Annotated in this window: 20 protein-coding genes; 5 read left to right on the forward strand and 15 right to left on the reverse strand. The window is 49.4% G+C overall.

Translation table 11 applies throughout. The annotated features are described in order from the left end of the window. Nucleotides 1-27 precede the first annotated feature (27 nt). The 3 genes from T325_RS07675 to T325_RS07685 all read left to right on the forward strand — a co-directional run bounded on the left by T325_RS07675 (nucleotide 28) and on the right by T325_RS07685 (nucleotide 3,936). Nucleotides 28-648 (forward strand): cytidylate kinase-like family protein, encoded by a 621-nt coding sequence (locus tag T325_RS07675; RefSeq protein ID WP_036912135.1) that lies wholly within the window; start codon nucleotides 28-30, stop codon nucleotides 646-648. 92 nt (nucleotides 649-740) lie between these two features. Then, on the forward strand, nucleotides 741-3,188 hold the full coding sequence (gene pheT, locus T325_RS07680) for a phenylalanine--tRNA ligase subunit beta (RefSeq protein WP_036912138.1): 2,448 nt from the start codon (nucleotides 741-743) through the stop codon (nucleotides 3,186-3,188). A gap of 19 nt (nucleotides 3,189-3,207) precedes the next feature. Beyond that, nucleotides 3,208-3,936, forward strand: coding sequence for a YebC/PmpR family DNA-binding transcriptional regulator (locus T325_RS07685; protein ID WP_036912141.1), 729 nt, complete (start codon nucleotides 3,208-3,210; stop codon nucleotides 3,934-3,936). A gap of 38 nt (nucleotides 3,937-3,974) precedes the next feature. Here T325_RS07685 and T325_RS07690 read toward each other — a convergent pair whose 3' ends face one another. Beyond that, nucleotides 3,975-4,361, reverse strand: a complete 387-nt coding sequence (locus T325_RS07690) for a hypothetical protein (protein WP_036912143.1) — start codon at nucleotides 4,359-4,361, stop codon at nucleotides 3,975-3,977. A gap of 103 nt (nucleotides 4,362-4,464) precedes the next feature. On the opposite strand from T325_RS07690, the gene lepA reads away from it, so the two are divergent. Then, nucleotides 4,465-6,246, forward strand: a complete 1,782-nt coding sequence (gene lepA, locus T325_RS07695; protein ID WP_036912145.1) for a translation elongation factor 4 — start codon at nucleotides 4,465-4,467, stop codon at nucleotides 6,244-6,246. Nucleotides 6,247-6,280: 34 nt separating this feature from the next. Next, nucleotides 6,281-6,883, forward strand: coding sequence for a Crp/Fnr family transcriptional regulator (locus tag T325_RS07700; RefSeq protein WP_036912148.1), 603 nt, complete (start codon nucleotides 6,281-6,283; stop codon nucleotides 6,881-6,883). 38 nt (nucleotides 6,884-6,921) lie between these two features. Here T325_RS07700 and T325_RS07705 read toward each other — a convergent pair whose 3' ends face one another. The 14 genes from T325_RS07705 to T325_RS07770 form a co-directional block, all read right to left on the reverse strand. Then, nucleotides 6,922-8,346, reverse strand: a complete 1,425-nt coding sequence (locus T325_RS07705) for an ATP-binding cassette domain-containing protein (protein WP_036912150.1) — start codon at nucleotides 8,344-8,346, stop codon at nucleotides 6,922-6,924. Continuing rightward, nucleotides 8,333-8,911: a crossover junction endodeoxyribonuclease RuvC gene (gene ruvC / locus T325_RS07710; protein ID WP_036912152.1), complete on the reverse strand. Its 579-nt coding sequence runs from the start codon at nucleotides 8,909-8,911 to the stop codon at nucleotides 8,333-8,335. Before ruvC ends, T325_RS07705 begins: the two co-directional genes overlap by 14 nt. Nucleotides 8,912-8,914: 3 nt before the next feature. After that, nucleotides 8,915-9,757: a hypothetical protein gene (locus T325_RS07715; protein WP_156097659.1), complete on the reverse strand. Its 843-nt coding sequence runs from the start codon at nucleotides 9,755-9,757 to the stop codon at nucleotides 8,915-8,917. A 450-nt stretch (nucleotides 9,758-10,207) separates the two neighbouring features. Next, nucleotides 10,208-12,616 (reverse strand): ferrous iron transport protein B, encoded by a 2,409-nt coding sequence (gene feoB, locus T325_RS07720; protein ID WP_036912156.1) that lies wholly within the window; start codon nucleotides 12,614-12,616, stop codon nucleotides 10,208-10,210. An 88-nt stretch (nucleotides 12,617-12,704) separates the two neighbouring features. Continuing rightward, the gene (locus T325_RS07725; protein ID WP_146063149.1) at nucleotides 12,705-13,637 is read right to left on the reverse strand and encodes a hypothetical protein; all 933 of its coding nucleotides are present in this window, start codon (nucleotides 13,635-13,637) and stop codon (nucleotides 12,705-12,707) included. A 6-nt stretch (nucleotides 13,638-13,643) separates the two neighbouring features. Further along, complete coding sequence (locus T325_RS07730; RefSeq protein ID WP_036912159.1) at nucleotides 13,644-15,107, reverse strand: MBOAT family O-acyltransferase; 1,464 nt, start codon at nucleotides 15,105-15,107, stop codon at nucleotides 13,644-13,646. Nucleotides 15,108-15,112: 5 nt separating this feature from the next. Continuing rightward, nucleotides 15,113-15,355 (reverse strand): acyl carrier protein, encoded by a 243-nt coding sequence (locus T325_RS07735; RefSeq protein ID WP_036912161.1) that lies wholly within the window; start codon nucleotides 15,353-15,355, stop codon nucleotides 15,113-15,115. 34 nt (nucleotides 15,356-15,389) lie between these two features. Then, on the reverse strand, nucleotides 15,390-16,109 hold the full coding sequence (locus T325_RS07740; protein ID WP_036912163.1) for an SDR family NAD(P)-dependent oxidoreductase: 720 nt from the start codon (nucleotides 16,107-16,109) through the stop codon (nucleotides 15,390-15,392). A 4-nt stretch (nucleotides 16,110-16,113) separates the two neighbouring features. After that, a complete protein-coding gene (locus T325_RS07745; protein ID WP_036912165.1) occupies nucleotides 16,114-16,536 on the reverse strand; it encodes a MaoC/PaaZ C-terminal domain-containing protein in 423 nt (140 codons plus the stop codon). Between the two features lie 15 nt (nucleotides 16,537-16,551). Next, the gene (locus T325_RS07750) at nucleotides 16,552-18,291 is read right to left on the reverse strand and encodes an HAD-IIIC family phosphatase (protein ID WP_036912168.1); all 1,740 of its coding nucleotides are present in this window, start codon (nucleotides 18,289-18,291) and stop codon (nucleotides 16,552-16,554) included. Between the two features lie 8 nt (nucleotides 18,292-18,299). Continuing rightward, nucleotides 18,300-19,001, reverse strand: coding sequence for an ABC transporter ATP-binding protein (locus T325_RS07755; protein WP_036912171.1), 702 nt, complete (start codon nucleotides 18,999-19,001; stop codon nucleotides 18,300-18,302). 20 nt (nucleotides 19,002-19,021) lie between these two features. Next, the gene (secA, locus tag T325_RS07760; RefSeq protein ID WP_036912174.1) at nucleotides 19,022-22,381 is read right to left on the reverse strand and encodes a preprotein translocase subunit SecA; all 3,360 of its coding nucleotides are present in this window, start codon (nucleotides 22,379-22,381) and stop codon (nucleotides 19,022-19,024) included. A gap of 92 nt (nucleotides 22,382-22,473) precedes the next feature. Beyond that, complete coding sequence (locus T325_RS07765) at nucleotides 22,474-23,709, reverse strand: alkaline phosphatase family protein (protein ID WP_036912177.1); 1,236 nt, start codon at nucleotides 23,707-23,709, stop codon at nucleotides 22,474-22,476. A gap of 26 nt (nucleotides 23,710-23,735) precedes the next feature. Next, complete coding sequence (locus tag T325_RS07770) at nucleotides 23,736-24,896, reverse strand: Lnb N-terminal periplasmic domain-containing protein (RefSeq protein WP_036912180.1); 1,161 nt, start codon at nucleotides 24,894-24,896, stop codon at nucleotides 23,736-23,738. Nucleotides 24,897-24,907: the final 11 nt, after the last annotated feature.

Here is a 24,907-nt window from a genome sequence, read left to right on the forward strand (position 1 = left end):
AAATGTTTAACTAATATACCAGGAATTATGAATAGGGAGGAACAATTCGTGATAACCATCAGCCGTCAATTTGGTACTGGCGGACACGAGATCGGAGCAGAGATGGCGCGCCGTTTAAACGTGAAGCTGCTCGACAAACAGATTCTTAATGAAGTTGCCAAGAGAAACCATGTAGTGGAAGAAGCGATGGAGAAGATAGAGTCCCGCAATCCTTTGTGGCGTGACGACTTTACCAATTTCTATCGTAATTACATGAGCAAGGCCGAATATGACGGAACGGAGCATGACCAGACGTCACGGGATTTGTTTAAAGCTCAGTGTGATGCTATCAAGCATATCGCTGCAGAGGAATCGTGTGTTATTGTTGGCCGATGCGGATTCCACATCTTTGAAAATCATCCTAATTGTCTCAAGATTTTCATTCACTCTTCAGAAGATTGCCGGAAGAAGAGAATTGCCGACAAGTTTGGACTCAGCCTGAGGGATGCTGCTGCCATGGTAGTAGATAATGATTACAGTCGAGAGCTTTATACCAAGACTTTCACAGGCAAGGATTGGACGGATGCTCGCAACTACGATATATCAATAGATGTGAGGAAATTCGGCATCAACGGGGCTGTTGACTTCTTAATGAAGTGTATTGAATAGAAAAACTCATGAAAAATTTGTGTATATACCGTTTTTTTAGTACCTTTGCACTCTGAAATTTCAAAGTTGGTAATTACTAAAAAAACGGTATAATGAATATTTCCTACAAATGGTTGAAGGAATACGTTGATTTCGACCTGACGGCTCAAGAGGTGTGTGATGCCTTGACGTCAACAGGTCTGGAAGTCGACGCATTGGAAGAAGTACAGAGTATCAAAGGTGGCTTGAAAGGGCTTTATGTTGGTAAGGTGCTGACATGTGAGGCCCATCCTAATTCTGACCACTTACACGTAACAACTGTAGACTTAGGCAAGGGCGAGCCTTCTCAGATAGTATGTGGCGCACCAAATGTGGCTGCTGGTCAGAAGGTAATCGTAGCTGATTTGGGCTGTGTGCTCTATGACGGCGATCAGGAATTCGTCATCAAGAAGTCTAAACTGCGTGGTGTTGAAAGTAATGGCATGATATGCGCTGAAGACGAGATTGGTATCGGCAATGATCACGCAGGTATCATCGTGTTGCCAGAGGATGCTGTGGTAGGTACGCCTGCTGCTGAATATTATCATTTGGAGAGCGATTGGCTCATCGAAGTGGACATTACAGCCAACCGTGCTGATGCATTAAGTCATTGGGGTGTTGCCCGCGACCTTTATGCATGGCTCAAGCAGAATGGTTATCAGACTTCACTGCATCGCCCGGATTGCTCTGGTTTCAAGGTCGACAACAACGACCTTCCTGTCAGTGTGACCATCGAAAACATGGAGGCTTGCAAGCGCTATGCTTGTGTAAGTATCACAGATTGTGAGGTGAAAGAGTCTCCTGATTGGCTTAAGAACAAGTTGACTACTATCGGATTGCGTCCAATCAATAATATCGTCGACATTACCAATTACATCATGATGGCTTACGGACAGCCTCTGCACTGCTTTGACGCAGACATGGTGAAAGGCCACAAGATTGTGGTAAAGACAATGCCTGAGGGCACGCCGTTCCAGACTCTTGATGGTGAAGAGCATAAGCTCTCTGAGCGCGATCTGGCCATCTGCAACGCAGAGGATCCGATGTGTATCGCTGGTGTGTTTGGCGGTAAGGGTAGTGGTACCTATGAGACGACCAGAAACGTTGTGCTCGAGAGTGCCTATTTCCATCCCACATGGATTCGTAAGAGCGCTCGTCGTCATGGACTGAGCACAGATGCCAGCTTCCGTTTCGAGCGTGGTATCGATCCCAACGGAACTCTTTATGCACTTCAGCAGGCAGCTATCCTCTGTAAGGAGTTGGCTGGCGGCAAGGTCTCAATGGAAATCTGTGATGTATATCCAGAGCCAATGAAGAACCCCATAGTTGAGTTGAATTATGATTATGTTCACTCATTGGTTGGTAAGACCATCCCTGTTGAGACGATTAAGAGTATCTGTGAGACACTCGAGATGAAAGTCCTCAGTGAGACAGCCGAGGCGTTGACACTCGAGATTCCTGCCTATCGTGTAGATGTACAGCGTCCTTGTGATGTGGTAGAAGACATCCTGCGTATCTACGGATATAACAATGTTGAGATTCCTACTCAGCTGAAGGGCTCGCTTGTCATAAAAGGTGACGAGGATCAGAAGCACAAGTTGGCTAATCTGGTAAGTGAGCAGTTGGTTGGTGAGGGCTTCAACGAGATACTGAACAACTCGCTGACCAAGGCTGCCTATTATGGTGAGAGCGACACGCTGGTTAGAATCATGAATCCTCTGTCGAGCGACTTGAATGTGATGCGTCAGTCTCTGCTCTATGGTGGACTGGAGAGTATCCAGCACAACGTGAACCGTAAGCGTCAGAACCTGCGTTTCTTCGAGTTTGGTAATGTTTATACGTTCGACCCGGCGAAGAAGAACGATGATGATCCGATGCAGGCCTACAAAGAGCAGTATCATGCAGGTCTTTGGGTTACAGGTAAGCGAGTTGAAGGTTCTTGGGCCCACCAGAATGAAGACTCTACTTTCTATGAGCTGAGTGCTTATGTTGAGAATATCCTGCGCCGCATAGGTGTGAAACCTGGTATGCTTGTTCGTAAGAAGTCAGACAACGACATCTTCTCTGCAGGTATTACCATCGAGAATCGTGGTGGCAAGAAACTCATCGAGATGGGTATCATCACCAAGAAACTTCTGAAGCAGTTCGGCTTGGATGCACCTGTTTACTATGCAGAACTGAATTGGACAGCCCTGATGAAGGTCATCAAGAAAAACGAGGTGCTCTATACGGAAATTTCTAAATTCCCTGCCGTTAGTCGTGACCTGGCTCTGTTGGTCGACAACAGCGTTGAGTTTGCTCAGATTGAGCAGATTGCCCGTCAGACAGAGAAGAAGCTGCTGAAGAAAGTGGAACTCTTCGACGTTTACGAGGGCGATAAGCTGCCTGCAGGTAAGAAATCGTATGCTGTGAACTTCATTCTTCAGGACGAGGAGAAGACCATGGGCGACAAGCAGATTGAAGCCATTATGAACAAGCTCATCGCCAATATCAAGAAGCAGCTGAATGCAGAATTAAGATAATAATAAAAAATAGAAAACAATGGGAAGAGCATTTGAATATCGTAAGGCTACGAAGCTGAAGCGATGGGGCCACATGGCCAAGACTTTTACAAAGATCGGTAAGCAGATCGCTATTGCCGTGAAGGCAGGCGGTCCCGAACCAGAGAATAACCCCGCACTCCGTGCTATCATCGCCAATGCCAAGCGTGAGAACATGCCGAAGGATAATATCGAGCGTGCCATCAAGAACGCAATGGGTAAAGATCAGAGCGATTATAAAGAGGTTACATACGAGGGATATGGCCCTCACGGAATTGCCATCTTCGTTGAGACTCTGACCGACAACACTACACGTACCGTAGGTGACGTTCGCTCAGTGTTCAACAAGTTCAATGGTAACTTGGGTACTCAGGGCTCTCTGAGCTTCCTGTTCGACCACAAGGCAGTGTTCACCTTCAAGAAGAAGGACGGACTTGATATGGACGAGATGATCCTCGATCTGATTGACTATGGAGTTGAGGATGAGTATGACGAGGACGAGGAGGAGAACAGCATCACCATCTATGGCGACCCCACAAGTTTTGGTGCCATCCAGAAGCATCTGGAGGAGAACGGCTTTGAGGTAACTGGTGCAGAGTTCACACGTATTCCTAACGACCTGAAAGAGGTAACTCCAGAGCAGCGTGAGACCATCGATAAGATGGTAGAGAAACTTGAGGACTTCGACGATGTCCAGACGGTTTACACAAACATGCAGCCTGAAGCATAAAAACAAAATCCCTCGCCAGTTGGCGGGGGATTTCTTATTTAATAGTCTTTATCTGTCAGAGTTACTTCCATCAGGATCTTCGAAGGGTCTTTCTCCGAACGATAGGTGTAAGTAAATCGATAATGATTATCTTTGTAGGTTTTCATCGCAGTGCTGTTCTTAAGGTTTTCCTTCAGAATCTGCTCTCCGCCGATTTCTTCCATCACCCCCTCACGATCGGCTATGCCTGTCAGTGTATAATAATAATGTAGGGTGTGGGTCTCGCGCTCAAAAGTGAGACTGTCAATGTTAATATTCTTGTCAAGTTTCGCAGGACAATTCTTCTTGGTGTACTCTCTGGCCTCTCGGGCACAACGGTCTTCAAGGGATTCCTGACAAGAGGCGAAAATAAACGCAAATAAGCCAATAAGGCAGAACTTTTTCATAATGAATGCTATTTTTTGCCTGCAAAGATACAAAAAAAAGCAAAATTATTCTGTTTCTACTCCTTTTTTTGTAACTTTGCATTTCAAAGTCAGACAAATTTACATGAATCATATAAGAAATTTTTGCATCATAGCGCATATCGATCATGGCAAGTCGACACTTGCAGACCGTATGCTTGAGTTCACCAAGACCATTCAGGTTACGGAAGGACAGATGCTCGACGATATGGATTTGGAGCGTGAACGTGGTATCACTATCAAGAGTCACGCCATCCAGATGGAATACAAACATCAGGGCGAGAACTATATTCTGAACCTGATTGATACTCCGGGACATGTGGACTTCTCATACGAAGTAAGCCGTTCGATAGCAGCCTGTGAGGGTGCGCTGCTGGTAGTCGATGCTACCCAGGGTGTACAAGCACAGACCATTTCTAACCTCTATATGGCTATCGACCATAATCTGGAGATTATCCCTGTTATCAACAAAATCGATATGCCCAGTGCTATGCCCGACGAGGTTGAAGATGAGATCATCGACCTCATTGGTTGCGACCGCTCTGACATCATTCGTGCTTCGGGTAAGACTGGTGAAGGTGTGGAGCAGATCCTCGACGCTGTGGTGGAGCGTATTCCTCATCCCGTAGGTGACGAGAAAGCACCTTTGCAGGCATTGATTTTCGACTCAGTGTTCAACTCCTTCCGTGGTATCATCGCATATTTTAAGATTGTAAATGGTTCAATCAAGAGTGGTGACCATGTGAAGTTCTTCAACACTGGTATGGAATATGACGCCGATGAGATTGGTGTGCTGAAGATGGATATGATTCCCCGTAAGGAACTGAAGACGGGCGATGTCGGCTATATTATCAGTGGTATCAAGAACTCTAAGGAGGTAAAGGTGGGTGATACGATTACACATGTCGCTAATCCGTGTTCCGCAGCCATTGAAGGCTTCCAGGAGGTAAAGCCCATGGTGTTCGCTGGTGTTTATCCCATCGATCCTACAGATTATGAGAATCTGCGTGCCTCACTTGAGAAACTGCAGCTTAACGATGCCTCGTTGACTTTTATGCCAGAATCGTCTATTGCTCTTGGATTTGGTTTCCGCTGTGGTTTCTTGGGACTACTTCACATGGAGATCGTACAGGAACGACTTGACAGAGAGTTCGATATGGATGTCATCACCACAGTACCCAACGTTAGCTATATGTGCTATACCAAACAGGGTGAGGTGAAGGAAGTACACAACCCTTCAGGACTTCCCGACCAGACGATGATTGAGCATATTGAAGAACCCTATATCAGAGCTTCGATCATTACGGCAGCCGACTATATCGGCCCTATCATGACGCTCTGTCTCGACAAACGAGGAGAACTGATTGATCAGCAGTATGTTAGTGGTAATCGTGTCGAGCTTCACTTTATGCTTCCATTGGGCGAAATTGTGATTGACTTCTACGACAAGCTGAAGAGCATCTCAAAGGGCTATGCCTCGTTCGACTATCATATCGATGGCTTCCGTCCCTCAAAACTTGCTAAGCTTGACATCCTGTTGAATGGTGAACCTGTCGATGCCTTGTCTACGCTGACCCATCAGGATAACGCCGTGACTTTCGGACGTCGTATGTGTGAGAAGTTAAAAGAGCTTATTCCACGTCAGCAGTTCGATATTGCCATCCAGGCAGCTATCGGTGCGAAGATCATTGCGAGAGAGACGGTGAAGCAAGTTCGTAAAGACGTGACAGCCAAGTGTTATGGTGGTGACGTGAGCCGTAAGCGTAAGTTGCTTGAAAAGCAGAAGCGTGGTAAGAAGCGCATGAAGCAAATCGGTAATGTGGAAGTGCCGCAGAAAGCTTTCCTTGCCGTGTTGAAGTTAGATTAGTTTAGAACAATAATAAAAGAATAATATAAGACCTATGCCTAACATTAGTATTACAACCAGAGATGTGGCCCGAGAGCTTGCTCGTCGTTATTCTACGATGACGCATGATGAGTTGGACCTTCTGGAGAGTATCCTTGTACCCATGAAGTTCGCCAAGAATGAGATGATTCTCAAAGAGGGCGATGTATGCACTAACATCTATTGGGTGGTGAAAGGACTGGTTCGCCAGTTCTATTATAAGAACGATAAAGAACTCACAGAATATATGGCGACAGAGAATTCTATCGTTATGTGTATTGAGAGCTTGTTTCACGAAGTGCCTACATATCTGCAAATCAAGGCGCTTGAGCCGACCATCCTCATCGCCATGCCTAAGGCCGACCTCGAGGCTGTGGCCATGAAGAGTGTGAACATCCAGATCCTGTATCGTAAGATTCTGGAAGAGTCGCTCATTCTGAGTCAGCATCATGCTGACATGTTACGTTTTGAGAGCGCTCAGGACCGCTATATGAAGTTGGTTAAGAATCAGCCACAGCTGGTACTGCGAGCACCGCTGGTCTACATCGCAAGTTATCTGCAGATGACACCAGAGACTCTCTCGCGCGTTAGAACAGCAGCGCTGATGGAAGGAAAATAAAAATAAAAGCTTCTCAGTAATGAGGAGCTTTTTTATTTTCAGTGACGCTCGAGAAACAGAGCGTGGTCTATACAACCGGGCAGCTCGTTCTGATAGTGCGTGACGTAGATAAGCGTCTTATTGTCGTCTTTGCAATAATCGTCAACAATATGCTTTACCATTCTCCGGTTCTCATCGTCGAGACCGTGAAGTGGCTCGTCGAGAATCAGCAGGTCGGGCTCCTTTACAAACGCACGGGCCAACAACACCAGTCGCTGTTCGCCACTCGACATCTCCATGAACTTACGTTCCGCCAGATGGCCTGCACCAAACACCTCAAGCCATTTACGGCATCGGGCTTTTTCTTCCTCGTTAGCCCTCACATACAGACCAACCGTATCTTTCAGTCCGCTGGCCACGATTTGCAAGGCAGGGATGTTTTGCTTATAACTGCGATGCATCTCTGGCGACACATAGCCTATGTGGCGTTTTATATCCCAGATGCTTTCGCCACTACCGCGTTTATGACCAAAGAGCGATATGTCGCAGGCATAACTCTGGGGATTGTCGGCACAAACCAGCGAGAGTAGGGTAGACTTACCTGAGCCGTTCTGACCAGAGAGCGACCAGTGTTCGCCTTGATGAACCGTCCAGTCCAGGTCTTTTAGTATTGTCCTTGCGCCATAGCGTATGCTTACCTTGTTAAACCTGATGACCTCTGGAGTTGCTGTCGACAAGCCTAATCGTGTAGGGTTCTGCTTTACCGCATCTTCTGTCTGCTTTGGTATGTGAGGCTTTTTGGGCATCACATGCATATCCCTTACCTCTACGATATGTGTAATGAAGTCAGGTATCTCATCGGTCTTGGCCAATACAAGAATGATTTGCAGCCCCTGCTCGCGTGAGAGTGTGTCGAGAAGATCTTTCAGTTGCTCACGTGTCTGAGCGTCGAGACCGATGAAGGGATTGTCCATAATGAGCACCTTGGGATGACTGAACAGCGACGAAGCCAGTTTGAACTTACGCAACTCACCACTCGACAGCAGGATGATATACTTGTCGAGCAGAGGCTCCAGATGAAACAGCTGATAGATGTGCTGTTGCAACGCCCTACGTTCAGGCGTGTCCTCACCAGCCAGTTGGAATGCTTCTTCAAGCTTGCTTCCTACAGTAGGTGTCTCCTCGTCAATCTCCATCTGATTCCAGCGCTGCTGTAAGAAGTACGTGCGGTCGTTATCGCCGCCGTAGGTATCTCGGAAGGATATGTGTCGTATGTTGTTATATGGCGTATCGAAGGCATATCTCACCATATCGGGAAACACAGGATGTCTCCCCGTTATCATGTCCACCAGCATCGACTTGCCCGCACCGTTACGTCCTGTGATAGCTATATGTTCCCCTTCGTCGAGACAGAAGTCTACAGGTTCCGCCATCGCCCAGTCGGGCTTCTTCGTCCTTCCGGCTATGATTTCAATCGTCTTCATCTTTTGTCTTACGCTTAGACACTTTGTCTTGGTTCTTATTCACAAAATCCTTCCATCCCCGATACTTCACATCGCTTACGGGACGCCCCATCTGCAGGTAGTGACAATAGGCTGCTCCCAGCGCATCGGTGGCATCCATAAACTTACCCATCTCGTCCTGAGGAATCTTCAGTAGTCGCTGTAACATACCTGCCACCTGTTCCTTCGACGCATTACCATTACCTGTAATGGCCATCTTGATCTTCATAGGAGCATATTCGTGGATGGGCACACCATGGCGTATGGCTGCTGCAATGGCTGTTCCCTGAGCTCTGCCGAGCTTCAGCATCGACTGCACGTTCTTGCCGAAGAAAGGCGCCTCAATGGCCATTTCGTCTGGTAGGTAACCGTCGATAATGCCGGTCACACGCTCGAAGATATGGCCCAGTTTCAGGTAGGCGTCAGGGAACTTACGCAGGTCGATGACACCCATCGTCATCATCTGTGCCTTTCCGTCCACCACCTTCAGCAGACCGTATCCCATGATCGTTGTACCGGGATCGATGCCTAATATCACTTTCTCCATCGCTTATATTGTCACCTTAAAGCGGTAGATCTTTCCTCTTTCAAGCGGATATTTTTCCGTCAGTTTTATGGCCTTGTCGCCCACTTCAAAGACATCTATTTGGTCCCTTCCACTTATCTCCTCTATGTAAGCGTTGCCTCCGAACTGGAACTTCAGCGTATAACCTTCCTCAAGATCTCCTTCGAAGAAGACGGGAGCATAGAAAGTCTGCGTGATCTCACCATCCGACATATTGAAATCACTATTGTGTCCACTATCGTTAAGATAATAGCTTAAAGAGCCGAATTCCGTCGCGAAGAAATTCCCGGTGTATTCTTTGGTCGTTACATGTAGCATGCCTCTCCTGGCAAATACCACATTATTATCTTCATCTTCTTCGTCGTCATTGGGCTTGGCAGAAATCTTGATTGTATTGATTTTTTCACTTCTATAACTCCAACCCAGGTTCTTGCAGGTAGCCTCTATCTCGAATATGCTGATCTGGTGCTTCAGGTTCACGGAGGCGAAATCTCCATGGATGGTCACCTCGCCAATCATCACGTCAGCGTCTTTAAGGGTGCTTGGATTCTCATGCTCCAGTGGCCCAAGAGGTGTAGTGAGTTCCCTCAGGACGATAAATGGGGAGCCGATATTCACATCACCAAAGAGTGAAGTTCCTGCGTAACTATCGATGTTCGGATAGAGGCAGATGATCTGGTCGCCCTCATTTCCTGTCCACGTTCCGGAAAAGTCCGCCTTCTTACGGCCATCCTCTCCTGTGGAAAAAAACTTATCTACGGCCGTGATGCCGCTTTCATCGAAGGATATCACCGTGATGGCTTCTTCTTCGTTCCAGGAGACAGTCATGCCAGTAGATGTAAGCTCGTAAGCGGTTCTGGTGTTTTGCGGTGTATCTATAGATGCGTGAATGGTTAGTGGCTTACCTTTTTTCTCCTCAGGAATCTCTGAGTCCTGACAACTGTTTAGAAACACGACCGCAAAGGCTGCCATTGTGAGGATATTTATTATGCGTTTCATCTTTCGAGCGTTTTTAGTTAGAATTCCAGAGGATCACCATTCCAGTCATACGGCATGTCCGGAACTTCTCCGCTGCCAGTCAGGAGTGGCTGCTGTTGATTAAACTGATAGGCCTTCACCGAAGGTTTCTCATACTTTAGTTTTTTTTCATTCATAAAGAGCGTCTATGTTTTATTGATTTGTGTGCAAAGATACGAATTTAATCGGTGATAATAGAATTTATAAGGAAAAAGTTTACACTATTCCCTTTTTTACGCTTACACTGTCGGTTGTAAGGGGTTATGCCATCAGACTGCCTATCTGGTAGACCAGCGCAGAAGCAATCCAGGCGACAGCCGTTGTGTATAAGGCTGCGAAGAGTGCCCAGCGCCATGAGCTGGTTTCGTTCTTGATGGCTGCTATGGTGGCGATACAAGGGAAGTAGAGCAGAATGAATATCAGATAGGCGTATGCTGCCACAGGGGTGATACCCTCCTTGATCATCTGCTGGCGAAGTCGTGTATATTTCTCTGTATCGTCGCTGAAGCTGTCATCGTCGCCAAAAGAATCATCGCCTGAGTAAAGCACACCGATGGTAGATGCCACGATCTCTTTTGCGCCTACACCAGCCAACAGGCTCACATCGAGTTTCCAGTTAAAGCCCTGAGGCGTGAAGATAGGCTCGATGCTCTTACCCATGCGTCCTATGTAGCTCTGTTCCTGCTGCTGTTCGCTGGAGAGCTCGTCGTTGTGGGGGAAGTAGCCCAGTGCCCACACGATGATCGAAGCCACGAGTATGATACCACCCATCTTCTTCAGATACTCCTTACCTTTCTCCCAAGTGTGACGCCAGATGGCTTTAGCCGTAGGCCAGCGATAGGGAGGCAGTTCCATCACGAACGGCGTGTCCTCGCCCTTGATGACCAGGGTAGCCATCAGTTTGCTGACGATGACTGCCACGAGGATACCGATGGCATACAGCGACAGCAATACCCATGAACGGTATTGTAATGAGAAGAACGTGCCGGCTATCATGATGTAAATAGGCAGACGTGCCGAACAGCTCATAAAGGGTAGTATCATCATGGTAATGATTCGTGAGCGTCGGCTCTCGATGGTACGGGTGGCCATCACTGCCGGTACATTACATCCGAAGCCCATGATCAGGGGGATAAACGACTTACCGTGAAGTCCCATCTTGTGCATCAGCTTGTCCATGATAAAGGCGGCACGTGCCATATAGCCCGAGTCTTCCATCAGCGAGATGAAGAAGTAGAGGATAAGAATCTGAGGCAAGAACACGATCACTGAGCCCACACCACCGATGACACCATCGACGAGCATGGCCTTCAGGGGTCCGTCTGGCATCGTTTCCGTGAGTTTCTCGCCCAACCATGCCACACCTTCCTCAATCCAGTCCATGGGGTACTGTCCCAAGGTGAATGTCGTCTCAAACATGATATAGAGCAGCAGGAAGAAGATCGGGAAACCCAGATACTTGTGCGACAAGACGCGATCAATCAGGTGGGTTGTCTTATAAGTGTCTTTCTTCGTGCCGGTCTTGAACTCAGCCTCTTTCAGCGCACCTTGTATAAAGCCGTACTTGGCATCCATGATAGCTGTCTCTGAGTCGTCGCCAGTCTCTTCTTTCACACGTGCCGACGCCTTGTCACGCTCATTGGTCAACGTTTGGAAGTCTTTCATGCGCTGTTCACTCGACATGTGTTTTCCCAGATAGTCGAGCACCTGACTGTCGTGTTCCAACAGTTTCAGCGCAAGATATCGGGTAGAGTAGTGCTGGGTGATATGCTCGTCGGCCTTCAGGTATTTCTGAATGCGGGTGATACCGTCTTCTATCTCATGCCCGTAGTTGATGTGCAGGTGTCGTGAGAACTTGCTGGCTCCCTCGTAAACCTGGATTACTGCCTTGAACAGCTCTTTCACGCCCATTCCGTTCTTGAATGAGGTAGGAATCATAGGCATACCGAACAGTGTGCTGAGCGTATCGAGGTTCACATGGTCGCCACGACGTTCAAACTCGTCATACATGTTGAGGGCACACACCATGCGTATGTTCATGTCCACCAGCTGGGTTGTCAGGTACAGGTTACGCTCCAGGTTAGACGAGTCGATCACGTTAATCACCACGTCAGGCATCTTCTCCGTCAGGTGTTCTCTCACATAGAGCTCCTCGGGTGAATAGCATGACAACGAGTAAGTACCTGGCAGATCAGTCAGGTTGAACTCATAACCGAACATGGAGGCATGTGCTTCGGTGGCATCAACGGTCACACCGGAGTAGTTGCCCACGTGTCCGTGCGCTCCTGAGGCGAAATTGAAAAGTGAAGTCTTACCACAGTTAGGATTACCCACCAGTGCCACATTGATGACACGACGCTCCTTCATGGCCTCGTGGTGGATATAGTCGTCTTCATGTCGATGGTCGTCGGGGTTGATACTGAAGGTGGTGGCTTCCATGGGTGTTTCTGCCGACACAACCTCGATATTGTCAGCTTCCTGATGTCGCAATGACACCTCATAACCCATCAGCTTATATTTGACAGGATCTTGCAATGGCGCGTTCAACAGCACTTCCACTTCCTTGCCCTTGACGAATCCCATCTCAATGATACGTTTGCGGAATCCGCCATGGCCCTGCACCTTTACTATAACACCTTTCTCACCAGTCTTCAGTTCCGACAGTTTCATATGATAATCTTACTTCTTAAATCCGCTGCAAAGGTACGAAAATAATCTTGCAACTCAGTTGCATCCGATTGCAAGTTAACTAAAATACCTACTTATGAGGATAGATGACCTCGGAAAGCATTTGTGAGAACTTCTCAGCTCCTGTATCTGTGAGATGACTCGAGTCGTTGAAGTCGTCGGCCACAAAGCCTTCGGCATAAATGAAATTGTAGAATTCGATATGCGGGTATTTCTTCTGAAGCTTTTCTATGAACTCCATCATGTCGCGATACATCGTCTCTGTAATACGGTCTTTATAGGTCTCGTAAACAGGGGTTGTCACCAAGAGGAAACGTACGCCTTTCTTCTGAGTCACCTGAGCGATGTCGTCATAGACCTGCCACATCTCCTGATAGGCCTCTTTGTCAATCTCCAGGTCAGGCGACAGTAAGGCTGGTCGTGCCTTCGTTTCCCATCCGCTGTTACGGTCCTTGATGTCGAGTTTCACATAGCCTAACGAGTCGCATTCCTGCAATACCTGCGTGTTGTTCCAGAAGCGCGACATGAAGTTCAGTTTTGAGTTCAGTATCTCAGACCAGTACCAGATAGGGTCGATACGGGTACCCATATATTTTGTATGCATGCATCGGCAGGTGCCTACCAGACTGACGGGCCCTTGACCGTTCTGATGCTCCTGAATCTCTCGGTTGAAGAAGAAGTTGGTATAGTCGACAGGCATCACCAGCACCTTCAGACTGTCCATCCGCGGAACATACATCTCTGCTAAGGCGGCATCGTATTCTTTCAAACGGGCGGAAATGGCCAGATTAAAAGTCCCCTCACCAATCATTTCCGGCTTTACCGCTTCCTCTATATGCGAACTGCCCAGAAGCAGCACCTTGATGTCGTTCAGATGTGCCTCCATGTACTGATGCTTATAAGCATAGATGTTGGGCCTGTAAAGAAGTGCCACCTCTATGATAGCAATCATGAGTACGAGCAATGTCGCGAAACAAGAGAGTGATATGATAAACTTTTTCATCTTTCTTTAGAATTGGAAATAAATGAAAGCCTGGCTCTGACCGGTAAAGGTGATGATGAGCAGAATCAGAAACAGATAGAGTCCCCAGCGTATGATTCTGTTGTTGAACAGCGGGGTGTCCGAGAACTGCAGCGCATGCTGCTTGTCACGCTGAATCCACTCAAGAGCCAACAGGATGATGGCGAACAGACAGAAGAGCTTACTGTAACTGTCGATGATCGATGGTCCTTCGAAACCGTTGGTTACGAGGCATGAGAAATACTCATAGGCTTGTCCGATAGAGGGCGCACGAAAGACGGTCAGACCGATGGTCACTAACCCGTAGGTGGCTACCATCTTCCAAAGGTCCTTGGCAAAAGGCAGACCGTGGTTGTTGGCTTTCAGTTTCTTTCTCTTACCGAAAGCGCCTGAGAAGACCAGAGGGATGAACAGTAATCCGTGATAGAGACCGAAGAATCCGTATGTCCAGTTGGCGCCATGCCAGAATCCGATGACAAGCAGATTGATGATGGCTGCAAAGGCGATACCCCAGTTTCCTATCTCGCGGAAGGCGATGTTCAATGGCATAAACACATAGTCGGTAATCCAACTGGTGAGCGACATATGCCAGCGTCGCCAGAATTCAGCCATGTTACGTGCCAGGAAGGGATGATTGAAGTTCCTGGCAATGTCGAATCCTAACAGCTTGCCTACACCAATGGCCATATTGGAATAACTGTCAAAGTCGGCATATAGCTGCAGGGGATAGATCAAGGCAGCTATCAGCAGTGTCACCGATGACAATGACGAGTAGCTGGCCCATGCCTGGTTGGTGATCATGGCCAGGTTGTCGGCGATGCACATCTTCGTAAACATACCCCACAGGATCTGTCGGCATCCGTCTGCTGCCAGCGCATAGTTGAGCGTATGAACACGCTGCAACTGAGGCAGAAACTGGTTAGGACGGTCGATAGGTCCCGACAGGATCGTCGGGAAGAAGGATATGTAGTCGGCAAACTCTAACAGACCACTCGGCTGAATATGTTCGCGATGTATCTCAATGATATAGCTGATGAGCTTGAACGTAAAGAAGCTGACGCCGATAGGCAAGATGATGTTCAGCGTACTCCAGTTCACGTTGAACCCTATAGCCTGCAGCACGCTGGCGATAGAGTCGGCGAAGAAATTCAGATACTTGAAGTAGAACAGCACGGCAATGCCCAGGACGACGCTGAACGTCGTGATGTGCGAGGCTTTGCGTGTGTGTTCCTGGTCCATCTCATGACGCAGCCAATGACCAAGGTAATAGAACACCAGGATAGCTCCCAGAAGCAGGGCCGTCATGCGCCAGTCTGTATAGCCGTAGAAAAAGAAGCTGACCAGTAACAGCCAGACGTTCTGAAAACGCGGGTTACTCCGACAGACTGGCAGGTAGTATACGATGAATACTACGACGAAGAATATCAGGAAACTGAAGGAATTAACAACCATCGGTGTTATTTGATTTTCTCTTCCATTGTATTAACCATCTCTCCGACATTCTTCCACTTCATGATCTCAAGAGATGTGAACTTAATACCGAAAGCCTTCTCAATAGCCACGATCAGCTGAATATGACTCAGCGAGTCCCATTCTTCAATGTCATTGGCACTGGTCTCGTCTGTCAGTTCCACTTCGTCCAGATCGAGTACGTCAATAAAGATTTCGCTAAGCTTGTTAAAGATTTCTTTTCTTTCCATTGTATGATTCTTTTTACTTGTTTTCCTTTTTACTTTAAAACATGTGTTGAGCCGCGTTGATAGGTATCTCAACGCCATTCAGCTGCTGAGTGGTATTCAGCAACTGGCACACGACCTCTGCAACCTCCTGTGGCTTCAGGAGCTCTTTCAGCGGATGGGCATTCTTCATCTGTTCCAACTGGAAGTCCTCCACCTGTCCGAAGTCTGTCTGCATGTAGTCGGGAAGGATGCAGTTCGAAGTGATATTAAAACGCCCCAGTTCCTTGCTCATGCTCTTTGACAGCTGACGGATATAGGCCTTTGTCGCTGTATAGACGGAAAAGCCTGTTGGCGGCACGTCCATCACATAAGAGGTAATGATATTGATAATCTTACCGAACTTACGTTTTCTCATCCCTGCAATACAAGCTTGCGAGATCTTGATGAGCGGCATGACATTACATCTGAACGACTCTGAGAACGCCTCAGGGTCTGTCTTGAAGAAATGTGTGCCTTGGGGATTGCCTGCATAGGCATTATTGATAAGTACGTCAATGCTTTCTGCCTCGAGGTTCTCTACAAACTGATTGACACTGGCCTCGTCGCAGAAGTCCACCTGAACGGCTTTCACGTTCTTATAGCTGTCTGCAAGGGCTTGAGCGTCAGCCTCATGCCTGCAATATGTGAAGATAATGTTGTGACTGGCGTCAGCCGCACATGTCTCTACCAATGCTTTTCCTAATCCGGTGGAACCACCTGTAATCAATATGTTCATAGGCTTAATGAGCTAAGAGTCCTATTTGTACATGACCTTTCGCAACCAATTGCTTGCCTGCTTCGTCCATCTTATAGAACTTCAGTTTGTAATTGATGATATTCACAGCCTCAGATACGGTATCGATACTGGCCTGCAGCGTAATCTGATCATTCAGGAATACCGGCTTGTGGAAACTGATATCCTGCGACTGGATCATGACGTGTGGAGTGGGGAGGCACATCCCGACAAAGTGCGAGATGAAGGCATTGAGGATATTCCCGTACATCACACATCCCTTGAAACCCTTTTCGCGAGCAAATGTCTCATCAGTGTGCAGTGGGTTCATATCCCGACTGCAGCGCTGAAAGCTATCGTACACCTCTTGTGTCACCTGATAGACTTGCTCTATATGAGCCGTCTGTTCTGCGAGTTCTGTTATTGTCATCTCGAAGAAGTCTTTTTATGCTTTTTCCGTTTCAATATAGCATTCCCTCTCCACATACTGGTCTACATCCAGTACGTACTGAGTGGTAGGTGTCTCTTGAAGAAGCTTGAAACCAAGTTCCGGGTAATGGTGCTCTACCATCTTGTTCTTTAAGGTAGGCAGGTATTCTCCGACAATCCTCTTGTACCCCTGCTCTTTGGCATATCTCACCATCGTGTTCAGGGTGAAGTTCTCCATGCCTCTCTTCAGCACGCGGCAGCTCATAAACCATGTGTCGACAAAAAGCGTCTCCGCGTCTTGTTTCTTCATGATGATAACCGCAATAAGACCGTTATCGCCAAACTTGTCTTCAAGCGTGAAGCTCAGGTCTATCACGTCAGGATCCTGTGCCAGTGCCTCGATGTCGGCTTCTGTGTAGCGGATGGTTCTCAGGTTAAACTGATTGCTCCGCTGCGAGAGCTGTGCCACACGTGGCGTGTTGAACTTGGTGAATCCGCTGACAGTCGATACCATGTTGAGCGATTTCAGGAAATCGGCTTCGTTGCTGAAAGTCTTCTGCAGCGACACGCGCTGGGCTTCCACCTGATACTGCTTGGTGCGGTCCTTGTCGGCCTGACTGTACGATGCCGTCTCAAAGAGGTTCAGCGAATACAGGTATTCCAGATATTCTCCCGGGTCCTCGGGCAGTTCGGGCACTGTGATGCCTGGTATGTTCTCGCGGACCATGTTTCTTTCAAAGGGATTGTCATCGAGGAACACCATCGAGTCGAATCCGATGTTCAGAATGCTTTGTATGGTTCGTATATTGTCGACCTTGGTTTCCCAGTTTGCCTGGAATACGGCGATGTCGCTCAACTTCAGCACCATGTCCGGATGCTTCTCAAACGGCTCTTTGGCGGTGTCTTCATTGTTCTTTGAAGCCACACAGATAATGATGCCTCGCTGCTTCAGTTTCTTAAACCACATCTGGAATTCGGTGAAAGCCTTACCGATGCCCAGTCCGTGTCCGAGCTGTATGCCTTCGATGCCGTCATCACCGATCACGCCTCCCCATACCGTATTGTCGAGATCCAGAATCAGACACTTCTTGAACTGTCCCTTGACGGCACAGATGATGTCCATCACGCGACTGGCCACATAAGGCAGTGCGTCGATACTCAGCACCATCTCTGTACTCACATATACATTGGGAGCAAACATGAAGTCTCTTCCGAACTTGTTCTGCAAACCGGCTATGTCACAGACATACAGGTTTGGGTATTGCTGTGAGAGATCCATCAGTGCCATGTTCAGACTGCGCACCTGATAGGTCAGCGACGATGTTACCTTGGTGGCATAGCTGCCGAACACGGTATCGTCGATCTCCGGATAGTTGAGACAGATGATTTTCTTGTTGGCAAAGGCAGGATTGCTGCAGACCGATGCGACGAAGTCGGTTCGCTCTTTAGCCAGGTTCTCCTGTTCTGCAACAGTCAGCAGGGCATGCTTTTCTCCGAGTTTGTGGGTTGACTGGAATAAGACGATAAAGTCTGCATCAAACTGATACAGCTCGCTTGAAGGGTCGAGGAACTGACGCTCTACCTGATTATACTCAGCCTCGAAGAGGTTAATGTTGTATCCGCACTCAACGCCGACACCTCTGATGGCTGTGGCTAAGAACTGGGTAGCTGTGTCTCCTACAAGGGCAACCTTAAACGAGGGCAGTCCTTCTGGGATGTTTTTGGTCTTCTTCTTCAGTTCTTTGAATTGCAGCATACGCGGTATTACTTAGTTTCGAAATAGTTTTCCAATTCAGCACGGGCCGATCCGTCGGTGTTGGGCATGTCGTTGATGATATGTCCCTTCTCAAGCAGTGTGATACGTGTTGAGATGTCAATCGTGTGCTGCAGGTTATGACTGGAAATCAGGATGGTAGCACCCGTCTGACGGTTGTATTCCGTCAGCTCGTGCTTCAGGATGTTCTGCGACGAAGGATCCAGGAAGTTGAACGGCTCGTCGAGAATCACCAGTTTCGGACGATTGAACAGGGCTGAGATGATACCCACCTTCTGCTTGTTACCTGCAGAGAGGTTGCGAATCAGCTTCTTTTGCCCGAACACCTCACCGTTCGACAGTCGCTCGAAATCCTTCAACCGCTCGTCCACGGCCTCGGGTGTCATGTCGGTAATCTTGCCGATGAAGGCGAAATACTCCTCAGGTGTCAGGAAGTCAATCAGGAATCCCTCATCGATATACGAACCGGTGGTAGCTTTCCATTCCTCACCCTGTGCGGGGTTCATGCCGTCGATGAACACCTGTCCCTCGTCGGGCTTGAGCAGATCAAGCAGCATGCGGAAGAGCGTTGTCTTACCTGCACCGTTGTTACCTACAAGACCAAGGATATCCCCGTCGTTGATGGTCAACGCGGGAATATCACATGCTATATTCTGTCCGAAACTCTTTTTAAGGTTTTCAATCTTAATCATATCTTCATTGGTTTGGGGGATTAGACAATACCCTTTCCGTGACAGTTCTTGAACTTCTTGCCAGAACCGCAGGGACATGGATCGTTACGTCCGGGCAGCTTATCCTTTACGATGGGAGCGTGCTGCTGGGCACGGGTGTCGTGCTGTGCGGCTGCTCTCTGATTAGGATCAGTCAACTGCTCCTCGCCGACCTGCTGTTTCGACTCGGTGTACTGCTGGCGCTGTGTGCGCTGTTCTGGAGCGGCCTCCTGTACCTGCTGCTGCAGCTCAGGAATCTGTCCGCGTGTCAGGATAGAACAGATGCGGTTATACATCTCGTTGATCATATCGTCCCAAACCTTGGCGCTCTCGAGTTTGAAGATCAGGAGCGGATCCTTCTGCTCGTACGAGGCATTCTGTACAGAGTGCTTCAGCTCGTCGAGCTGGCGCAGGTTCTCCTTCCATGAATCGTCGATGATATGCAGCAGGATAGCCTTCTCAAACTCCTTCACCACGCTCTTGGCCTCACTCTCGTAAGCCTCCTTCAGGTTACATGGGATGTTGTACATCTTACGGCCGTCGGTGATGGGCACCATGATGCGCTCATACATCTGGCCCTGGTTCTCATATACATTCTTGATAACGGGCAGAGCCACGTTCTGAATGCGCTCGGTCTTACGGTTGAAGTTGCCGATAGCAGCCTGGAAGGCATTCTCTGTCAGCACCTCACGCTGCTGGTTGATGAACTCCTCGCTTGTGAAAGGCACCTCCATCGACAGTACGTGCAGGAACTCTTCCTTGCAGCCCTCGTAGTCGTTGTTCTCGATGATGTTCACCACGCGGTCCCAGATGATGTTGGCGATATCCATACCGATACGCTCACCCATCAGGGCGTGACGGCGCTTCTCGTAGATCACGGTACGCTGCTTGTTCATCACATCGTCGTACTCGATCAGGCGCTTACGGATACCGAAGTTGTTCTCCTCAACCTTCTTCTGCGCACGCTCGATGCTTCTCGAGATCATGGGGCTCTCAATCATCTCACCCTCCTTGAAGCCCAGACGGTCCATCACCGAGGCGATACGCTCAGAGGCGAACAGACGCATCAGCTTATCTTCCAGAGATACATAGAACACTGAAGAACCCGGGTCACCCTGACGACCGGCACGACCACGCAGCTGACGGTCTACACGGCGGCTCTCATGACGCTCTGTACCGATGATGGCCAGACCGCCTGCAGCCTTTACCTCGGGCGACAGCTTGATATCGGTACCACGACCTGCCATGTTGGTAGCGATGGTCACGGCACCCAGTCCGTTGGTCGACTGACCTGCCAGAGCCACGATGTCGGCCTCCTTCTGGTGCAGCTTAGCGTTCAGCACCTGATGAGGAATCTTTCGCATCGACAGCATCTTCGACAGCAACTCAGAGATCTCGACCGACGTTGTACCGACGAGGGTAGGACGTCCTGCGTTACGCATCTTCTCGATCTCCTCGATCACGGCGTTATATTTCTCACGGGCTGTCTTATATACACGGTCATCCTGGTCGTTACGGATCACAGGACGGTTGGTAGGAATCTCCACCACGTCGAGCTTGTAGATATCCCAGAACTCACCAGCCTCGGTCGAAGCGGTACCGGTCATACCTGCCAGCTTGTGATACATACGGAAGTAGTTCTGCAGGGTGATGGTGGCGAATGTCTGTGTGGCAGCCTCTACCTTCACGTGCTCCTTGGCCTCTACAGCCTGGTGCAGTCCGTCGCTCCAGCGGCGACCTTCCATGATACGGCCGGTCTGCTCGTCCACGATCTTCACCTCGCCGTCGATGACCACATACTCGTCGTCCTTGTTGAACATACAGTAGGCCTTCAGCAGCTGCTGCAGGGTATGTACGCGCTCACTCTGTACGGCGTAGTGGTTCAGCAGCTCGTCTTTCTTGTCGAGACGCTCCTGATCTGTCAGACCAGTCTCTGCCTCGAGTGCCGACATCTCCGATGTGATGTCGGGCAGCACGAACAGCTCGTTATCTTTCACCTCGTTAGCCAGCCATGCCGTACCCTTATCGGTCAGGTCGCAAGAGTTCAGTTTCTCGTCAACCACGAAGTAAAGGGGCTCCACGCACTCAGGCATACGACGGTTGTTGTTCTCCATGTAGATATTCTCTGTGTTCTGCATGCCGGCCTTGATACCCTCCTCAGAGAGGAACTTGATCAGCGGCTTGTTCTTCGGCATAGCCTTGTGCGAACGGTAGAGCGACAGGAAACCGGCGTCGAGCTTCTCCTGACCATCCTTCTTGTTACCAGCCTCTACCAGCTTGTTACCCTCGGTGATCAGTGCCTTGGCATCGGCCAGATACTGGGTGGCCAACTGTCGCTGCACACCCACCAGCTTCTCTACCAGCGGCTGATACTCCTCGAACATCTGGTCGTCGCCCTTGGGGATAGGACCAGAGATAATCAGCGGTGTACGGGCATCGTCGATCAATACCGAGTCAACCTCGTCGACGATGGCGTAGTTATGTGCGCGCTGTACCAGGTCGGCAGGCGAGATGGCCATGTTGTCACGCAGGTAGTCGAAACCGAACTCATTGTTCGTACCGAAGGTGATATCAGCCTGATAGGCCTTACGACGCTCCTCAGAGTTAGGCTGGTGCTTGTCGATACAGTCAACGCTCAGTCCATGGAACATGTAGAGCGGTCCCATCCACTCAGAGTCACGCTTAGCCAGATAGTCGTTCACGGTTACCACGTGTACGCCGTTACCGGTCAGTGCGTTCAGGAATACGGGCAGGGTAGCCACGAGGGTCTTACCTTCACCCGTTGCCATCTCGGCAATCTTACCCTGATGCAGAACCACACCACCGAACAGCTGTACGTCGTAGTGAATCATTTCCCACTTCAGGTCGTTGCCACCGGCAGTCCAGTGGTTGTGGTAGATGGCCTTGTCGCCATCGATGGTGATGAAGTCCTTACGTGGGTCGGCTGCCAGCTCACGGTCGAAGTCGGTAGCGGTAACCACCGTCTCTTCGTTCTGTGCAAAGCGGCGTGCTGTCTCCTTGACGATGGCAAACACCTCAGGCATCACCTCGTTGAGGGCGTCCTCGTAGATTTCGAGCACTTCCTTCTCGATCTTGTCGATCTGGGCGAAGATGTCGGCACGCTCGTCAATCGGTGTGTTCTCGATCGTTGCCTTCAGTTCTGCGATACGTGCCTTCTGCTCGTTGGCAGAGTCCTGTACCTGCTTCTGTAATACCTTGGTACGCTCACGGAGCGCATCGTTGTCCAGACTCTCGATCTGTGGAGATACGGCCTTCACCTTCTCCACAAGGGGTTGAATGAGTTTCATGTCGCGGGTGGACTTATCACCGAACAGCGACTTCAGAATCTTGTTAAAATTCATATCTTAATATATTTTTTTCCTATTAATGTTTATAAAACGGGTGCAAAGATACAAATAATTGGCCGAAACACCAAATATTTGTCGGATATTGTTCAGAACAATGGCTCTGATTTGCACGCGTTGGGTGCCCTGATACGGATGGCCTTGGCAATAGAGGGGGCTATCCGTTCGATGGAAACGGGTGTTTTAATGGTTTCAGACATGATGCCCGAACCATATATGATAATGGGAAAATAAGCCAATTGGGTCTTCACGGGCGACTGCTCGTGGGTGTCTTCATTCTCAATCTGCCAACCGGGATCCAGCTCAATGACGAGATCGCCCGTATGTGCTTCATAGAGGTGGTTCTCAACAGCTTTCACGCCCGACATCTGCAGCAGGAACTCCTTGGCTCGCTGCAATACTTCGTTTGTCGTAAGGCGCTTATTCTCTATCAGTTGCCTGCTGATGTACAACTGATTCTTGAAGTGTGCTTCAACATACTTGCCCTGTCCCCACAGACCTCCGAAATACATGTTCAGCAGGTTGGCTGTGCGGTTGATGTAGAATGTACCTGCAGGTATGTTGAAGCGCTCCAGGTCGGCACGTTTCTCCTCGGTATATCCCGTACTGGTTATCAGGAATAGCGCCTGGTCTTTACCCACCTGCGCCTCTGTCTGCTGCAACAGACGTGCAATCTCCTGGTCCAGCTGTATGTAGGTCTGTCGGTCATTGCCGCTGGCGTCGTAGGTCAGCAGCAGCAGGTCGGCAATCGAGTCTTGTCCCAGCGCATGGTCTGCCATGCATCTCAGCGCCCGGTCGGTAATGTCGGCTGCCGTCCAGCCTTTCTTCGGCGTGTCGTTCCATACCGTTCCGTCGGCAGTATGCCCTGCCGCCAGCATCGCCACCTCCTTGGTAGGAGCCACGGCAAACACCTTTCCCTGTCCCTGGGTGGCGCGTTTCAGCTCGTCGCCGATGGTCGAAACCGCCATGTCGCCTGGTGTCGGCGATACAGGGCGCAGCGACTGACGGTCTATCCACTGACTACCCGTAATGGTGTGATAGAACGGTGTGGTACCGGTGACTACTGACGAAATGGCAGAAGCCCTGTCAACATCTGCAAACGGATAGCGGGCATTCTCGAACACCAGTCCTTCGGCCAACAGCTTCTGCAGCCCCTCCCTCGACGAGAACGCTGGCGCGTAGAGGTCGAGCAGGTCGCTTCTCAGCTGGTCGACGGTGACATTCACGACAAGCCTTGGAACCTGTCTGGTTCCTGCCTGTCCCTGTGCCTCGGCATGCCATGCCAGAATCGACAGAAGTGTGATATAGAGATAACGATTCCTCACCGTTTGTCTTTTACTGTTTTACCTTTTTACTGTTTTATCTTCAGGTTTACTATCGCTCTTATCAGCAAACATAATGCCACAATTGAGATACCCTCGGCATAGCTCTGGAACACCCCTGCGATGGCAAACAGCATGAGCATCGTGAGCAGCACCCATCCCCACTTGCGTCGTTTCCCCTTGATGATAGCGGGGATAAACACCAGCGGCAGCGGGTTGAACAGCAGGATGTTCAGATTGACGGATGTCGTAGGATGCTGCGAGAAGATCATCACCGTCAGCACGATACCCGCCAGCGACTGTATGGTCATGAGCGTCACGTCCCACCATTTCATGGTCTTCTTGCGCTTCCACTCATAGAGGGCGATGCCTATCGACAGCAGCAAGAGCAACAGTGCCACTTCCGTGGGCGACAAGATGAAGTCGGGCTCTATCCGCTGCACACCCGGTGCAACGATCAGGCGCTGCTCCTTCACCAGCGGACGGTATTCGCCATTGGCATATATCCTTGCCCTTGCAAAGTCGTGCATCAGGTTCATCGGCAGGAACTCCTGCTCCGTGCGACTGGTCTTGAAGTCGGCCTTCAGTCCCAGCAGCATGTCGTTGCCGCACTTCGACCACAGGTGGTTGCGGTTACACTCGCGTACCATATCCCTGAAAGTCGGGTTGTAGTCTTCACGCGCCTCATACACCACCTGTCCGTTCACGCAACTCTCAATCACGTCTCGGGGCTTGGTAGAGCAGTTGTTGTAGAAGAAGTTATAGCGGTAGACACGGTTCCCGGGCTCCAGGTTCTTCGCCAGGGCCTCCTGTAACAGGCGCTTCTCGTCGGCCGTCAGGTTCAGCACCTGTTCGGTCACGCTGCTGCCCCATTGCTGATAGTAGGGCCAGAACACGTCGAAGGGGTAGGCCGCCAACTCATAGTCGGTCAGTCCGAACACGAACCTCAGGGCGAAGTAAGGCTTGCTAAAGCTGAACATACCCCAGTTGAACACCAGATCCTGGTCGCCGTCGTGCCAGCGGATGGCAGAGTGACCATACAGACTATATATCTCTTCGTGAGGCGAACAGGTAATCAGGCTCACCTCGACGGAGTCCATGTCTTGCGCAAAAGTAGGGCTTACGCTGCATGCTGTCAGCAGGAAAGATGCAGCTAAGAACCTCTTAAATTTCTTTTTTAAATGTTTCACGATGCAAAATT

This window comes from Prevotella sp. FD3004 (genome assembly GCF_000746155.1).
Classification (GTDB): domain Bacteria; phylum Bacteroidota; class Bacteroidia; order Bacteroidales; family Bacteroidaceae; genus Prevotella.